Origin of the sequence: Arthrobacter sp. H14 (assembly GCF_000520495.1) — a bacterium.
Taxonomy (GTDB): Bacteria; Actinomycetota; Actinomycetes; order Actinomycetales; family Micrococcaceae; genus Arthrobacter_C.
This window is the reverse complement of sequence record NZ_KI914697.1, coordinates 62,202-63,928: the sequence shown is the minus strand read 5'-3', so window position 1 is coordinate 63,928 and position 1,727 is coordinate 62,202. Positions and strand designations below refer to the sequence as shown.

The 1,727-nt window shown below is 65.8% G+C and carries 2 protein-coding genes; one reads left to right on the top strand and one right to left on the bottom strand.

The window, feature by feature from the left end:
- The first annotated feature begins 322 nt into the window (after nucleotides 1–322).
- Nucleotides 323–1,267 (top strand): iron-sulfur binding domain-containing protein, encoded by a 945-nt coding sequence (locus tag Y707_RS0120245; RefSeq protein WP_026536417.1) that lies wholly within the window; start codon nucleotides 323–325, stop codon nucleotides 1,265–1,267.
- A 75-nt stretch (nucleotides 1,268–1,342) separates the two neighbouring features.
- On the opposite strand, the gene Y707_RS31780 is transcribed toward Y707_RS0120245, so the two are convergent.
- A partial coding sequence (locus tag Y707_RS31780) for an HPr family phosphocarrier protein (RefSeq protein ID WP_035782880.1) occupies nucleotides 1,343–1,727 on the bottom strand: 385 nt, incomplete at its 5' end.

Genomic DNA, 1,727 nt, shown 5'->3' with positions numbered 1-1,727 from the left:
CTGGCTTGCCTGCCCCGCCGCCCCCTCGGTGGTTCCGGCGCCGAACATGCTGGCAATGACGATGCCGCCGGCCACCAGGGCGGCGACCAACAGGAGCGCAATAATGCCGGCCACAAGGCGGCGCCGCCGGTACACCGCAGGGCTTGGCCTGCGCCTCGTTGGCGGACCGGCTGGCCGGCCAGGTGCGGTGCCGGGACGCGGACCTGGATTGCCCGCTCCCGTATTCGACCTTGGTGTCATGCCTTAAGGCTAGGGAGAAGACCACCGATGTCACCCGCACCACGCCGGTCAAGCACGAGATGTTCCTTCCTGCACCCTAGAATTGATAGCGGTGAAAAACGACGTTCTGCACGGGAAGATCCGTGAATGGTTTGCCCGCGAGGCGCGGGACCTCCCTTGGCGGCATTCGGAATGCAGCGCCTGGGGCGTTCTGGTGAGCGAATTCATGCTGCAACAAACCCCGGTTGTCCGGGTCCTCCCCCAGTGGCATGAATGGATGGAACGCTGGCCCCGGCCGGCGGATTTGGCGGTCGAACCCAGCGGTGAAGCGGTACGGGCATGGGGCCGGCTGGGTTATCCACGGCGCGCGCTCCGGCTGCATAATGCCGCGCAGTCAATCGTCGAGCGTCATGACGGTGAAGTGCCTGCCAGCTACGATGAGCTGCTCCAATTGTCCGGCGTCGGAACCTATACGGCCGGCGCCGTGGCCTCCTTTGCCTTCGGCCGCCGTGAGACGGTCGTCGATACCAACATCCGACGGGTTCATGCCCGGGTTGTCACCGGTAACGCGTTGCCGGAACCGGCCCTGACTTCCGCCGAAGCGAAACTTGCCACGTCTTTGCTGCCCGGCGACAGGGGCGAATCGGTGACTTGGAACGCCGGTGTGATGGAACTCGGTGCCTTGGTTTGTACTGCGAGATCTCCCAAATGCGGACAATGTCCACTGCAGGATGACTGCGCCTGGCTCGCCGCTGGACGCCCGGAACCGCACTATGTTCCCAAAGGCCAGGCCTGGGCGGGAACCGACCGGCAGGTGCGGGGCGCAATGATGGCGGTGCTGCGGGCCGCTGAAGCGCCTGTGCTGGCGGACCTGCTGATGCGGCCCGCTGAAATCATGCTGACGCCGGAGCGGCACGGCGTTGGGCGGCATCTGGACAAGCTGCATGCCCTGAACGCGGAGACCGCCCAGTTGGAACGTGCGCTGGCGGGACTGCTCAACGACAAGCTGGCGGAGCAGACAGACGCGGGAGTGCAACTGCCGGCTTAGCTTCTACACGTGCGGGCTTAGCCTGCTGAAGCTGACGACGCCTCCTCCCCGGTGATGCCCCAATGGCCGGCGTCCCTACAATTCCCCGAAGCCGTCCGCTGCTTCTGCGAGTACGACGTCGACGGCCTTTTGCGCCTCGGCACCGGAGGCATGCACGCTGAGCGTCTGCCCCTGCTTCAGGCCAAGCGTCATCAGCAGCATGACGGATTTCGCATCCACGCCGTTAATCGTGATCTCCGCATCCATCGGCGTCAACGACTGGGCGAGGGCGGCCGCCGGGCGCGCGTGCAGGCCCATTGGATTTATCAGGTCGATCTCCCCGGATGGTTCAGCGTCGGAGGTGGCGGCCACGGTTCCGGAATCCTGACCCACAGCTTCAGCAGCGGCGGCGACATCCTGGACGGGCGCAACACCCTGTCGGCCGTCAGTATCCGTTCCGCCCGGTGCCGGTGCCGGCGGG